The sequence below is a fragment of the Mesonia ostreae genome (genome assembly GCF_031845265.1).
Taxonomy (GTDB): Bacteria; Bacteroidota; Bacteroidia; order Flavobacteriales; family Flavobacteriaceae; genus Mesonia; species Mesonia ostreae.
Genome location: NZ_JAVRBG010000003.1, coordinates 77,402 through 90,988, shown reverse-complemented (window position 1 = coordinate 90,988; position 13,587 = coordinate 77,402). Strand labels below are relative to the sequence as shown.

The window sequence follows — 13,587 nt, the reverse complement described above, 5'->3', positions numbered from 1 at the left end:
TAGGGTTTTGAATGATGAAAAAGGAATTAAAAACAATGTCGCTCATGAGAACGTTTAGGTTTCCGCTTAAATAAACCTTCGCCCATTATATTTCCGTAAAGAGATTTTTTATAATCTTCTTTGTAGTCACTCCAATCTTTATTCTTAAGTAATTTTTTTAAAATTTTGGTATTTTCGTTAAAATGGTTGTTAGATATAAAATACTCTCCGTCCGGTTTAATAACTAAAAACCGAACTTTTTTTGAAATAAAAGGATTTTGCAAGTCGTTTTTAATAAATACAGTATTGATGACGCCGCGGTCTTGGATCCAATCAAAGTTGGAGTATTGCTTTTCTTTAACCACATTATCGGCATGCATAAAAAGCACATTTACATTAAATCTTTTTTCAAATTTCTTTTTACATCTATTTTTATCTTTAACGAAGTCTTTTATTTTATCATCAAATATTTCTCTACTAAAATCTATAAAATACTCTACTTTCTCACTTTTGTAATCCTTTTTGTATTGATCCGCATTGTTTTTATATTGGTCGATAAACTTTTTCTCTAAAGAGTCGTGCATCTTTTTGGAAGCTTTAAAATCGGCTAAAGAATCATAGTAACTAATAAGTAAAGTTTTCTCCTTTTCCAATTCTCTGCCGCTGTCTTTTCGAAGTAATTTCCTTACTTGATCCATTTCTTGGGTACTTATCTTGCCAAATTTTTGCTTAAAACGTATTTGCGCAACTACAAGTTTTTTAGTTTGCTTAATAACTGTACAATTAAATAGCAGATTAGAATCACACTTTTCACCAAATGCTTCTGCAGAAACCTCTTTTCCGTCTTCATCTAAAAACACATAGCTTTGAGCACTTGCGAAACCTGAAAAAAACAAAATTGCGATAATTGCAGCGATTTTGAGTGCCTGTGTATACATAAGTCTATTATTTACTATATTTTAGTACTGCTAAAATAGATAAAAAATGATTAGTCAAGAACAGTTAGAAAAAGAAGTGCAAATTATAATTGAAAATGCCATTAGAGAAGATGTGGGAGATGGAGATCACAGCTCATTGGCATGCATACCTGCTTCGGCGACAGGAAAAGCGAAACTTTTAGTAAAAGATGAAGGTATTATCGCAGGAATAGAGTTTGCTAAAAAAGTTTTTCAGTACATCGATAAAGACTTAAAAATAGAAACTTTAAAGAACGAAGGAGATTCTATAAAATACGGAGATATTGTTTTTTACGTTTCAGGAAAAAGCCGATCTATCTTAAAAGCCGAACGTTTGGTTTTAAATGCGATGCAGCGCATGAGTGCTATTGCCACTAAAACAAAAGAATTTGCAGATAAGATTAGTCATACGAAAGCTAAAGTCTTAGATACCCGTAAAACTACACCAGGAATTCGGGCCATAGAAAAAATGGCAGTAAAAATTGGGGGAGGAGAAAACCATCGTTTTGCGCTGTACGATATGGTAATGCTTAAAGATAATCACATCGATTTTTGTGGTGGAATTACGCAGGCTATTGAGAAAACGCAGCAGTATTTAAAAGAGAAAAACTTAGATTTGAAGATTATTGTAGAAGCAAGAAATTTAACTGAAATACAAGAAATTCTAAAAACAAAGGGAGTACACCGTATCTTAATTGATAATTTTAATTATGAAGATACCAAGAAAGCCGTAAATATGATAGGAGATCAATGCCAAACAGAATCTAGTGGCGGAATCACTTTAGATACTATTAGAAATTATGCTGAATGTGGAGTAGATTATATTTCTAGTGGGGCATTAACGCATTCGGTTTCCAATTTAGATTTAAGTTTAAAAGCAGTTGAGTAAATGCCAAAAGAGGTAGCAAAAGAAGGAAAAATAAAATCTATTTTAAATTGGCTAGAAGATAAAAGCAAAGCTATTATTCTTCCTGGCTTAGAAGGATTGAGCCTTTATGATTTAGGTGAGATTTACACGGTAGGAATTGTAAAGGGGACTTTTTCTACGCGAGCAAGCTCGATAGCATTTAGTTTTTTTATGGCTATTTTTCCTTTTTTGCTGTTTATTTTAAACTTAATTCCTTTTGTGTGGTTTATAGATGATTTTCATTTAAAATTGTTGGCATTTATAGATGATTTTTTGCCCCCGCAAACCTCTGGTTTTTTTAATGAAATCTTTGCAGATATCTTTAATACGCCAAGAGCAGGACTACTTTCTTTTGTATTTGTATTGTCTATTTTTTTAATGACCAATGGCATTAATGCTATTTTTACAGGCTTCGAATTTTCTTACCATACCCACATTAATCGTTCTATAATAAAACAGTATTTTGTAGCCTTAGGAGTTTCTCTAATTATAGCAATTATGCTATTAGCGGCTGTAATTCTAGTATTTTATCTCACGTATATTATTGATAATTTAGAAGCGATGGGCGTATTTCCAGAGAATTTAATGTGGGCTCAACTAGGTAGATATCTGGTGTTGGTGCTTATTATTTATAATGCTGTAGCTATTTTGTACTACTTCGGAACCAAAGAAGGAAGACAGTCTAAATATTTTTCTATAGGTGCTTTCTTCACGATGGTACTAATTTTGATAACTACTTTTTTGTTTAAAATCTACATCGTAAACTTTAGTAGCTATAATGAGCTTTATGGTTCTATTGGCGCATTGCTGATTTTAATGCTTTATATATGGATCAATTCCAATATTTTACTACTAGGATTTGAATTAAATGCTTCCATTTATAGATTAAAAACAAAAAAAACAATATCTTAAAGCACAATTTAAAAATTTTAGAGATGAATAAGATAGTCTTAATTTTTACAGTAGTTTTCGCCGTCAACTTATCAACAGCGCAAACTAAGGAAGTTGGAGGAGTGAAAATTCCTACTTCTGAAACTTTCGGCGAACACACATTAAGCTTAAATGGAGCAGGAACAAGATCTAAACTTTGGATAGATTTGTATGTTGCTGGCTTGTATCTTAAAGCGGAATCTTCTAACGCTAAAGAAATTATAGAGAAAGATGAAGCGATGGCTGTCAAGTTGCAAATTGTCTCTAGATTGGTGAGTAGCAGCAAAATGGTTAGCGCTGTAGAAGAGGGTTTCGAAAACTCTACGCACGGAGATTTAGCTGCGATTCAAACTAGAATAGATCAATTTATTAGTTTTTTTAAGGAAGAAATTAAAAAGGGGGATGTTTTTGATATTACCTACCAGCCGGGTAAAGGAGTAATTTCTTATAAAAACGGAATCGAGAAAGGTGTTATCGAAGGAATGGACTTTAAAAAAGCATTGTTTGGCATTTGGCTTTCCAAAAATCCTGCAGATGATGATTTAAAAGAAAATATGTTAGGTAAATAGTAATTCGAACAACACAAACTCTAAAAAGAAAATCTATTATGAAATACTTATTTCTCACACTTACTTTTTTAGTGTTTTCTCAGGTTACGGTTAGTCAATCGGTTTTGGGAAAATGGAAAGTAATGAAAGACGAAGAAACAGGAGAAGTACGATCTATTATAAATATTTACGAAGATGAAGGGAAAGTAAATGGAAAATTAATAGAGATAATGGATAAAAGTAAAGTTGATAATCTTTGTTTGAATTGTGAAGGAGAAAATAAAGATAAAAGAATTTTAGGATTAGTTTTATTAAAGGATTTTGAAAAAGAACAAAACGAATATGTAAATGGTACCGTTTTAAATCCCGATGATGGAAAAGTGTATAAATCTAAAATCTGGATAGAGGAAGACAATCCCAATGTCTTAAATGTACGGGGTTATATTGGCATATTCTATAAAACTATGAAATGGCGCAGATTATTAGAATAAAATATTAAACATCGATAAATTACTTCGGATTAAAATGTTAGAAAACGCTTCTAATTTCTACCAGAAATAAGAAGCGAAGTATTTGTATATTTGAAGCTACTTTTCCTATTAGAATAGAGGAATGTTATTAATACTGGAAACTCGTTTTTTTAGATAGTTAATTTTTTTCGATCTTCTTATAGTTATTAGCGCTCAAGTATCTTAATCAGAAACGATTAAAAACAAGTACAAAACTAGTAACTCCTGCGATATACTAAATGTATTATCGTAGGTTTTTTTATTTCAGGTCTCATAAACTATTAAACTTTTGAATTAAATGAATCATTTTGCAGATATAATTTTACCCTTACCTATTCCTACTAGGTTTACGTATCAAGTCTTAGAAGAGGATGCGGCAGTTTTACAAGTTGGAATGCGGGTGGCGGTGCCCTTTGGTAAAAGAAAAGTATATACGGGGATTGTAGCACATATGCATCATGAAGCTCCAAAGGTTTACAAAGCAAAGTTAATAGAGCAGATGCTGGATGAACAGCCTATTGTAACTGCAATTCAATTAAAGTTCTGGAAGTGGATTTCTTCTTATTATATGTGTACCGAAGGCGATGTTTTAAAAGCAGCTTTGCCTAGTGCTTTTTTATTAGAAAGCGAAACTGTAGTAGAGTTAAATAATAAGACAAGTGTCGATGAGGATACTTTAACCGATGAAGAATACTTGGTATATGAAGCCTTACAGCGACAATCGGTGATTAAGATAAAAGAGCTAAGTCAGCTTTTAGGAAAGAAAAATGTGCTTAACTTGTTACAACAGTTAGTCGTAAAAGAAGTGATCATTGTGAGTCAGGAATTGTATAAGCAGTATAAACCCAAGTTAATACGCTACATAAAATTAGCCGAAAATTATGAGAACGAAAAAGAGTTACAAGCTCTTTTAGAAAACTTAAGCAGAGCACCCAAGCAGAGTAGTGTGGTGCTCATGTGGTTTTCGCTTCGGGCAAAATCTAAAAAACCTATCAGCGTAAAACAACTCAGTAAAGAAAGTAACGCTTCAGCTTCTGTAATAAAGAGTCTCGTAGATAAAGAAATTTTAGAAGAATATTATCTACAAGAAGATAGAACAGATCAGCAGAAAGAAATTGAAAAATTTCAGATTAACTTTAATGCATATCAAAAACAAGCTTACGCAGAAATAAACGAACATTTTGAAGAGAATAAAGTTACTTTATTACACGGAATCACTTCTTCCGGTAAAACCGAAATATATATTCAGCTTATAAAAGATAGCATTGCTAAAGGAAAACAAGTTTTGTATTTGTTACCTGAAATAGCTTTAACCACACAGCTTATTTCTAGATTACAAAAATATTTTGGGGATGATGTCTTGGTATTTCATAGTAAATATTCTTTAAACGAAAGAGTAGAGGTGTACAAGCACATTTTGGAAGAAACCAGGGGAAAAATAGTGATAGGTGCCAGATCTGCTATTTTTTTACCTTTTCAAAAACTGGGACTTATAATTGTCGATGAATCGCACGAAACCACATTTAAGCAATATGATCCTGCACCTAGATACCAGGCAAGAGATGCATCAGTGGTTTTAGCAAATTTAACCAAAGCCAATTTATTGTTGGGATCTGCCACACCTAGTTTAGAGAGTTATTTTAATGCGCAACATCATAAATATGGTTTAGTGACTTTAGACAGAAGATATGGAAATGTGCTTCCACCAGAAATTCAATTGGTAGATATTAAAGATAAATACAAGCGAAAATTGATGAAAGGTCATTTTTCTGATACGCTTTTAGCGGAAATGAAAACTACCTTATCGGAAGGAAAACAAGTAATTCTTTTTCAAAATCGAAGAGGTTTTTCGCCCATATTAGAATGTAATACTTGTGGTTACTCTCCGCAATGTCCTAATTGTGACGTGAGTCTTACCTACCACAAACAAAATAACACTTTGCGTTGTCATTATTGCGGTTATCATATGGCGATGCAGTTGCAATGTATAGCGTGTAAAAGTACCGAAATAAGCACTAAAGGTTTTGGAACAGAACAAATTGAAACCGAATTAAAATCTCTATTTCCAGATCAAAAAATAGGAAGAATGGATTTAGATACTACGCGAGGAAAACACGGTTATGAAAAAATTATCACTGCTTTTGATCAGCAAGAAATAGATGTTCTAATAGGAACACAAATGTTGAGTAAGGGATTAGATTTTAGAAATGTAGATTTGGTGGGGATTATGAATGCAGATAGTCTTCTCAATTTTCCAGATTTTAGAGCCCATGAGCGAAGTTTTCATATGTTAGTACAAGTGGCAGGAAGAGCAGGAAGAACTCAGCAGCGAGGAAAAGTGCTTATTCAAAGCTACAATCCCAATCATCAAATTTTGCAGCAAGTCACCACCAATAGCTATGAAGAAATGTATAATGAACAATTGCAGGAGCGTCATAACTACAAATACCCTCCCTTGTATAGATTGATTAAATTAACCTTTAAAGGAAAAGATTTTAATGGAGTGAATGAAGCCTCCTCGTGGTTTTCAAAAGGTTTGGTTCAAGGACTTAAAGAAAATGTTCTAGGACCAGAATTTCCTCCTATTGCAAGAATTAGGAACGAGTATTATAAGAATATTATAATTAAAATTCCTCCAGAACATTCCATCTCAAAAACAAAAGAGTTTATAGAGAAAGTACAAAAAACCTATGACTCCATAGGAAGCTTTAAAAAAACGCGAATGATAATAAATGTAGATCCCTATTAATTAGAGGCACTAATTCCAGACAATACACTTTCTAGTTTTTTCTTTCGGTTGCGACTAATTGGCATTTGGAAATCGTCTACCCAAATGGTTTTTGCATCATAATGCTTCACTCTAAATAAGTTAATAGTGTAAGACTTATGAACCCGCATGAATTGGTCCTCTGGTAATTTTTTTTCAAAACCTTTCATGGTAGAAAGAACAGTATATACTTGATCATCTGTAAAAACTTTAACGTAGTCGCCAAAGGCTTGTATATACTTCACCTCTTTCAAAAATAATTTATATTTCTTAAGATTACTTTTTATAAAGATATAATTTTGATCTTCCGAATAGGCTTTTTCATTCTTTAGTAAATGTATGTCTAGAGCCTTTTTAATTGCTACATTAAATCTTTTCTTATCTACAGGTTTCTGAAGATAATCCACGGCTTCATAGTCAAATGCTTGAAATGCATATTGCGTTTTACCCGTTACAAAAATAATCTCAGGTTTAACCTGTAGTTTATCTAATAGATCAAAACCAGACAAAATAGGCATTTCAATGTCTAAAAGAATTAAATCTACAGCTTCTTTTTGAAGGACTTCCTTAGTTTTTAGACCATTATTAAAATCTCCTACAAGTTCTAAATTAGGATGGTCATTGACTAGTTTAATAATAGATAACCTTTGTATGCTAGAGTCATCTACCACTATACATTTTAACTTAATTTCTTTCATCATTCGTTCTGTTTCTATGCATGATAACTTTGGGGGTCTAAAAATAGTAACTTATTTCTTGTTAAGGTATATAATTTGGATAAAAGGTAAGACATATTTAGCTAATTTAAACTATAATGTTAATTTATTTATTTTTTAATCGCCTTTATGAGAAGAATATCTAGATTTTTGTCTTTCTGTAGAGAATTTTTTAGAAGTACCTGGAATAGGATAATTATGTAACTTTAAAGATGAGTGTCTTTTTTAATTAAAATTATAGAAACCATTAGTACATTAAATTTAAAAATCTTAAAAAAAGCATGTATAATATATTCCTATCGCTTTGGTATAAACTTTAGTAAAAGTTATCTGAAATCATTTGAAGGTACTAAAGGATAACGGATAGGTTTATGGAAAAGGCTTCCGTTGAAATTAATTGTATAGAACTGTTCACGATTATTCTCACTAACTTAAAGACAAGTATTGCATAGATTAATAAGTAATTCATTTTTACAAAACACATCTAATGCAATGAAGTATGCAAAATACCAAACAAAAAGCTGCTTTGTATTGTTAGAATTGAAAAAAAGAATTACTTTTGCACTCAAATTTAAATAAACTATTTATGAATCATTATGAAACTGTTTTCATCTTGAATCCCGTTTTATCTGATGAGCAGGTAAAGGAGACAGTTAAGAAATACGAAGATTTTCTTATTTCTAAAGGAGCCAAGATGGTCAACAAAGAAAATTGGGGGCTAAAAAAATTAGCGTACCCAATTCAGCACAAAAAAAGTGGATTTTACAATCTATTTGAATTTCAGGTTGACGGAGAGGTGATTGAGCCTCTAGAATTATTGTTTAGAAGAGAAGAGCGTATGATGCGTTACCTTACTGTAAAACTAGACAAACATGCAGTCGCTTGGGCAGAGAAAAGAGTGAAGAGAAACAAAGAAAAAGCGTAAGTTATGTCATCTATAGAGCAACAAGCAAAAGGAAAGAAAGACGGAGAAATTAGATATTTAACTCCGCTTAATATTGAAACGTCTAAGGCGAAAAAATACTGTCGTTTTAAAAGATCAGGAATTAAGTATATCGATTACAAAGATCCAGATTTTTTAATGGCATTTGTAAATGAGCAAGGTAAACTTTTACCTCGTAGATTAACAGGAACTTCTTTAAAGTACCAAAGAAAAACTGCTGTAGCGGTAAAAAGAGCTCGTCATTTAGCATTAATGCCATACGTTGGTGATTTATTAAAATAAAAAAACGACATCATGGAATTGATTTTAAAAAGAGACGTAGAGAAATTAGGATTTGCTAATGATTTGGTAAACGTTAAAAACGGTTACGGAAGAAATTATTTAATCCCACAAGGACACGCTGAGCTGGCGACACCTTCTGCAAAGAAAGTATTGGCAGAGACTATAAAGCAACGTGCTTACAAAGAACAAAAGCATATTGATGAAGCTAAGAAGCAAGAAGAAAAACTTAACGGTTTAGAGCTTAAACTTACTGCAAAAGCTGGTGCTGGAGACAAAATGTTTGGTAGTATTACCACAGCAGATCTTAGCGAAGCTTTAAGTAAAGAAGGTATAGACATCGATAAAAAATACATCTCAGTTCTTGGTGGGAACATCAAGAGATTGGGACAGTATGAGGCAAAACTTCGCTTCCATAGAGAAGTGATTTCTACCTTAACTTTTGATGTGATAGGAGAAGCATAATTCGCTTTTCTTCTTATAATTTAAAAACCGCTTTTAATTTAAAAGCGGTTTTTTTTTGATTTATGTTTTAATGAAAATTACTCTTTACGTTCTAAAATTTCACCTTTGTCGGTAAACTCTAATTCTGTTCCGTTAGATAATTCTACTTCGTGAACGTTATTTTCATATTCCCACTCTGTAGCATATTCTCCTTTATATTTTGTCGCTAGGTAATTTTTTATTTTTTGTGGAATTAAAGCATCTGGAATACGTTCTTCCCCATCAATCTCATTTATTTCTCCCATAGAATTGAAGTCCAATTGTGTTCCATTTTCAAACTTCACTTTATATCGTTCATCCATATCGCCCTCATCTACCTTTATTTTTTTAATTTGTAGGTTGGCATAATTGGTTTTAATAAGCTCTTGCACGTTAGCAGGAAGTTTATCCATCCCTTCTTGAGCAAAAGAACTTGTAATTCCTAAAAAGGCTACTGCTGCTATAAATAATATCTTTTTCATGGTTTTGTTTTTTTCGTTCAATCAAATATAAAGAGTACTTATTTTTAAAGTATAAACTTTTTGTGAATTGTATTAGGCTTAACATCAAGTGTTAAGACTTTGTAAATTACACGTGCTCTTAAAAAACTAACTAGTTCGCTTCCGCGGAAGCTTTAAAATTTTCAATTCAATGAGGGGTAAAATTTTAAAAGACTAGCTTATCTATGCTTTTATCTTAAAAGAGCTAAGAAAATACTGGAGTTGCTGTAGATTTTTTAAATGAACTGATTTTCTTTTAGAGTAAAAGATTTTTTATCTTTACTTTCCACAAAAAGAAAATATAAGATGATGCAAAAATATCATGTGAAGGTAAACGACACCTTCGATTACGATGTAACACAATCAGAGATTGAATCCTTAGATGTCAAAACCTTATCTTCCACTACATATCACGTACTTCACAATCATACTTCTTTCAACGCTGAAGTGACCAATCAAGACTTTTTTAATAGAAACTACCAAGTGAAAATTAACGGCAATACCTACGATATAGCGATTGCTAATGAGTTAGATGTACTTATTGAAGAAATGGGGCTTTCTTTAGGTTCGCTACAAATGGTAAACGACATTAAAGCGCCTATGCCGGGACTTATTTTAGAAGTCAACGTAAAGGTAGGCGATGAGTTTAAAGAAGGGGATTACTTATTGGTGCTGGAAGCTATGAAAATGGAAAACACCTTAACCGCGCCGCGAGACGGGGTGGTGAAGTCTGTTTCTGTAACCAAAGGAGAAACCGTAGAGAAAAATCAATTGCTTATTGAAATGGAATAGTTGTTTGCGGTTATTCTGAATTTAATTTAGAATTATAAGCACGAGACAAACAGCCTATTTCTACACATAAAAAATTATTATGAAAAAAATATTAGTAGCCAATAGAGGAGAAATCGCCATTCGCGTTATGCAAACGGCACAGCAAATGGGAATTAAGACCGTAGCGGTTTTCTCTGAAGCCGATAGAAATTCTCCTCACGTTAAATTCGCCGATGAAGCCGTTTGTATAGGTCCGGCGCCTTCCAATGAATCTTACCTAAAAACCGAAACCATTATCAAAGTCGCTAAAGACTTAAATGTGGATGCCATTCATCCAGGCTACGGATTTTTAAGTGAGAATGCCGCTTTCGCGGAAGAGGTTGAAAAAAACAACATCATCTTTATAGGCCCTAAATCTAAAGCGATTAAAGTCATGGGAAGTAAGTTAGCTGCAAAAGAAGCGGTTAAAGCCTATGATATTCCAATGGTTCCTGGAATTGATGAAGCCATCACCGACCCTGAAAAAGCAAAGAAAATTGCAATGGAGATTGGATTTCCTATTCTTATTAAAGCTTCTGCTGGAGGTGGAGGAAAAGGAATGCGCGTGGTAGAAGAAGAATCTGAGTTAGAAGACCAGATGAAAAGAGCGATTAGTGAAGCGGTTTCTGCTTTTGGCGATGGTTCTGTATTTATAGAGAAATATGTGGGCTCTCCACGTCATATCGAAATTCAGATTTTAGCCGATACCCATGGAAATGTGATTCATCTAATGGAGCGAGAATGTAGCGTACAGCGACGTCATCAAAAGGTAATTGAAGAAGCTCCGTCTGTGGTATTAACGTCAGAGATTCGTGAAAAAATGGGAGAAGCCGCTGTAAAAGTGGCCAAAGCCTGTGATTATGTGGGTGCCGGAACGGTAGAGTTTTTATTAGACGAACAAAAGAATTTTTACTTTTTAGAGATGAATACACGTTTGCAGGTAGAACATCCTGTAACTGAATTTATCACAGGAATCGATTTGGTAGAACAGCAAATTCGTGTGGCTAGAGGAGAAACTCTAGCTTTTGAACAGAAAGATATTCATATCAACGGCCATGCGATTGAGCTTCGGGTATATGCAGAAAATCCTCTAGACAATTTCTTACCTAGTGTAGGAACTTTAGAGCGATACAGACTTCCTAAGGGAGAAAATATACGAGTAGACAATGGTTTTGAAGAAGGTATGGATGTGCCTATTTATTACGATCCTATGTTGGCTAAACTTATTACCTATGGAAAAACTAGAGAAGAAGCGATACAGCTGATGATTGAAGCGATTGGTGATTATGAAGTAGAGGGCGTGATGACAACCTTGCCTTTTGGAAAATTTGTAATGGAACACGAAGCTTTTAGATCGGGAGATTTTGATACGCACTTTGTGAAAAATTATTATTCTCCAGAAAAATTGGAAGAGCAAACCGAAAAAGAAGCAAAATTGGCTGCGCTTATCGCTTTAAAGCAATATATAAAAGATCAGCAGCAAGTAAGATTACCCAACGCATAATTTAGTTGAAAAGAGAAGAATACTATGAGTAAAAATATAGAAAAACTAAACGAAAAAATTGCTTTAGCGCATTTAGGAGGAGGAGAGAAACGCATCGCTAAACAACACGATAAGAAAAAACTTACCGCAAGAGAGCGTGTAGATTATTTGTTGGATGATGGTTCTTTTGAAGAAATCGGGATTTTGGTAACGCACCGAACTACCGATTTTGGCATGGAGAAACAACAATTTTATGGAGACGGAGTAATTACTGGCTACGGAACCATCCACGGAAAACTGGTGTACATTTTTGCACAAGATTTTACTGTTTTTGGCGGAGCTTTATCAGAAACTCACGCCGAAAAGATTTGTAAAGTAATGGATCTTGCCGTAAAAGTAGGCGCTCCTATGATTGGATTAAACGATTCTGGCGGAGCACGTATTCAAGAAGGAGTACGTTCTTTAGGTGGTTATGCAGATATTTTTCATCGCAATGTAAAAGCATCTGGAGTAATTCCGCAGATTTCAGCCATTATGGGACCTTGTGCTGGGGGAGCAGTATATTCTCCGGCAATGACAGATTTTACTTTAATGGTTCAGGATACCAGCTATATGTTTGTCACAGGACCCAATGTGGTAAAAACAGTGACCAATGAAGAAGTAACTTCAGAAGAATTGGGAGGTGCAAGTACGCACTCCACCAAATCTGGAGTTACGCATATTACCTCTTTCAATGACATTGCTTGCTTGGAAGACATCAAGAAATTGATTAGTTATATGCCGCAAAGTAATAAGGAAAAGCCGGCTAAATTGCCTTATGAATTGGGAGATGAACTTAGAGAAAAGCTGGATGATTTAATTCCAGACAGCTCTAATAAGCCTTATGATATGCATGAGGTGATTGAAGGGATTATTGACAAAGACACTTTTTATGAAATCCATAAAGACTATGCTGAGAATATAATTGTTGGTTTTGCGCGCTTAGGCGGAAGAAGTATTGGGATTGTAGCCAATCAACCTATGAGTTTGGCAGGAGTGTTAGACGTAGACTCTTCTAAAAAAGCCGCTCGATTTACCCGCTATTGCGATTGTTTTAATATTCCGCTTTTAGTATTGGTAGACGTACCGGGGTTCTTACCAGGAACAGACCAAGAGTGGAATGGAATTATTTTACACGGGGCAAAATTACTTTATGCTTTAAGTGAAGCAACGGTGCCAAAAGTAACCGTGATTACACGTAAAGCTTACGGAGGTGCTTATGATGTGATGAATTCTAAACACATTGGAGCCGACTTAAATTTTGCTTGGCCTACGGCCGAAATTGCGGTAATGGGGGCAAAAGGAGCTAGTGAGATTATTTTTAGAAAAGAAATTAAAGAAGCTGATGATTCTGAAAAGAAATTAGCAGAAAAAGAAGCGGAATATGCCGAATTGTTTGCTAATCCTTTTGAAGCAGCGAAACGCGGATTCATTGATGAAGTAATTATGCCAAGAGATACTAGAAGAAAGCTTCTAAAAGCTTTTAGTATGCTAGAACATAAAGAGGTATTAAGACCTAAACGTAAACACGGAAATATACCTTTATAGAAGAGTAGGGGTTTTGGTATTATAGTTGTTTTATAAGTAATATAAAGGTGTAAGTATTAAAATTTGCTATTGTTTTGTTAAGACTATGTAAAAAAAAGGGCTTTGAGTACCTATTTTTGGGTCAGAATGATATTTATGCTTAGTATTGAGCCTTTAAATAAAACCTAAAAAATATTAACGTTAAATTTAA

General features: G+C 33.6%; 14 protein-coding genes. 11 read left to right on the top strand and 3 right to left on the bottom strand.

Features of this window, described 5'->3' with window-relative positions; translation table 11 throughout:
- Positions 1 to 26: 26 nt before the first annotated feature.
- Complete coding sequence (locus RLT85_RS03980) at positions 27 to 917, bottom strand: hypothetical protein (protein WP_311400735.1); 891 nt, start codon at positions 915 to 917, stop codon at positions 27 to 29.
- Positions 918 to 963: 46 nt separating this feature from the next.
- Between RLT85_RS03980 and nadC the strand changes: the two genes are divergently transcribed.
- The 5 genes from nadC (at position 964) to priA (ending at position 6,578) form a co-directional block, all read left to right on the top strand.
- Positions 964 to 1,824 carry a carboxylating nicotinate-nucleotide diphosphorylase gene (nadC, locus tag RLT85_RS03975; protein ID WP_311400734.1) on the top strand — a complete coding sequence of 287 codons (861 nt, stop codon included), beginning with the start codon at positions 964 to 966 and terminating at the stop codon, positions 1,822 to 1,824.
- Positions 1,825 to 2,754, top strand: coding sequence for a YihY/virulence factor BrkB family protein (locus tag RLT85_RS03970; protein WP_311400733.1), 930 nt, complete (start codon positions 1,825 to 1,827; stop codon positions 2,752 to 2,754). It begins immediately after the preceding gene.
- A 23-nt stretch (positions 2,755 to 2,777) separates the two neighbouring features.
- Positions 2,778 to 3,341 (top strand): chalcone isomerase family protein, encoded by a 564-nt coding sequence (locus RLT85_RS03965; RefSeq protein WP_311400732.1) that lies wholly within the window; start codon positions 2,778 to 2,780, stop codon positions 3,339 to 3,341.
- Between the two features lie 38 nt (positions 3,342 to 3,379).
- Positions 3,380 to 3,811 carry a DUF2147 domain-containing protein gene (locus RLT85_RS03960; RefSeq protein WP_311400731.1) on the top strand — a complete coding sequence of 144 codons (432 nt, stop codon included), beginning with the start codon at positions 3,380 to 3,382 and terminating at the stop codon, positions 3,809 to 3,811.
- A gap of 316 nt (positions 3,812 to 4,127) precedes the next feature.
- A complete protein-coding gene (gene priA, locus RLT85_RS03955; RefSeq protein WP_311400730.1) occupies positions 4,128 to 6,578 on the top strand; it encodes a replication restart helicase PriA in 2,451 nt (816 codons plus the stop codon).
- Here the strand turns inward: priA and RLT85_RS03950 are convergent.
- Positions 6,575 to 7,297: a LytR/AlgR family response regulator transcription factor gene (locus RLT85_RS03950; RefSeq protein WP_311400729.1), complete on the bottom strand. Its 723-nt coding sequence runs from the start codon at positions 7,295 to 7,297 to the stop codon at positions 6,575 to 6,577. The genes priA and RLT85_RS03950 overlap by 4 nt on opposite strands.
- A gap of 601 nt (positions 7,298 to 7,898) precedes the next feature.
- Here RLT85_RS03950 and rpsF point away from each other — a divergent pair.
- Genes rpsF through rplI form a run of 3 tightly spaced genes read left to right on the top strand, consistent with a single transcriptional unit; the run spans position 7,899 to position 8,999 of the window.
- Complete coding sequence (gene rpsF, locus RLT85_RS03945) at positions 7,899 to 8,237, top strand: 30S ribosomal protein S6 (RefSeq protein ID WP_311400728.1); 339 nt, start codon at positions 7,899 to 7,901, stop codon at positions 8,235 to 8,237.
- Between the two features lie 3 nt (positions 8,238 to 8,240).
- Entirely contained in the window at positions 8,241 to 8,537 is a 297-nt protein-coding gene (rpsR, locus tag RLT85_RS03940) for a 30S ribosomal protein S18 (protein ID WP_308864187.1), read from the top strand.
- A gap of 12 nt (positions 8,538 to 8,549) precedes the next feature.
- Entirely contained in the window at positions 8,550 to 8,999 is a 450-nt protein-coding gene (rplI, locus tag RLT85_RS03935; RefSeq protein WP_311400727.1) for a 50S ribosomal protein L9, read from the top strand.
- Between the two features lie 77 nt (positions 9,000 to 9,076).
- Here rplI and RLT85_RS03930 read toward each other — a convergent pair whose 3' ends face one another.
- On the bottom strand, positions 9,077 to 9,499 hold the full coding sequence (locus tag RLT85_RS03930; protein ID WP_311400726.1) for a PepSY-like domain-containing protein: 423 nt from the start codon (positions 9,497 to 9,499) through the stop codon (positions 9,077 to 9,079).
- Between the two features lie 324 nt (positions 9,500 to 9,823).
- On the opposite strand from RLT85_RS03930, the gene RLT85_RS03925 reads away from it, so the two are divergent.
- The 3 genes from RLT85_RS03925 (at position 9,824) to RLT85_RS03915 (ending at position 13,397) form a co-directional block, all read left to right on the top strand.
- Positions 9,824 to 10,309 carry an acyl-CoA carboxylase biotin carboxyl carrier protein subunit gene (locus tag RLT85_RS03925; protein ID WP_311400725.1) on the top strand — a complete coding sequence of 162 codons (486 nt, stop codon included), beginning with the start codon at positions 9,824 to 9,826 and terminating at the stop codon, positions 10,307 to 10,309.
- Between the two features lie 79 nt (positions 10,310 to 10,388).
- Complete coding sequence (gene accC / locus RLT85_RS03920) at positions 10,389 to 11,831, top strand: acetyl-CoA carboxylase biotin carboxylase subunit (RefSeq protein WP_311400724.1); 1,443 nt, start codon at positions 10,389 to 10,391, stop codon at positions 11,829 to 11,831.
- 24 nt (positions 11,832 to 11,855) lie between these two features.
- Positions 11,856 to 13,397 carry an acyl-CoA carboxylase subunit beta gene (locus RLT85_RS03915; protein ID WP_311400723.1) on the top strand — a complete coding sequence of 514 codons (1,542 nt, stop codon included), beginning with the start codon at positions 11,856 to 11,858 and terminating at the stop codon, positions 13,395 to 13,397.
- The last annotated feature ends 190 nt before the right edge of the window (positions 13,398 to 13,587 follow it).